Origin of the sequence: Methylocapsa sp. S129 (assembly GCF_009765995.1) — a bacterium.
Taxonomy (GTDB): domain Bacteria; phylum Pseudomonadota; class Alphaproteobacteria; order Rhizobiales; family Beijerinckiaceae; genus Roseiarcus.
The window spans coordinates 519,513-519,745 of sequence record NZ_LMUI01000048.1 but is presented as its reverse complement, the minus strand read 5'-3'; the positions used below and the strand labels follow the sequence as shown (position 1 = coordinate 519,745).

General features: G+C 64.8%; 1 protein-coding gene. It reads left to right on the top strand.

Features of this window, described 5'->3' with window-relative positions:
- Positions 1-58: 58 nt before the first annotated feature.
- On the top strand, positions 59-233 hold a 175-nt coding region (locus GSQ90_RS33010; RefSeq protein ID WP_371418463.1), incomplete at its 3' end, for a transposase.

Sequence of the window (233 nt, the reverse complement as noted above, 5' to 3'; positions counted from 1 at the left end):
CTCCCGGGGCTTGACCGGAGGATCGGAGCCGCCGCTCTTATGGCGACTGTTGACCACCATGCCGGTCGAAACGATCGAGGACGCTCTGGAGACCATCCGGCTCTATCGCCTGCGTTGGCGCATCGAGCAGGTCTTTCGCGTGCTCAAACGGGACGGTCTCGCCCTGGAGAAAACCCAGGTCGAGCACGCTTCAAGCCTGTTCAACCTCACCGCCCTCGCGCTCGGAGCCGCCG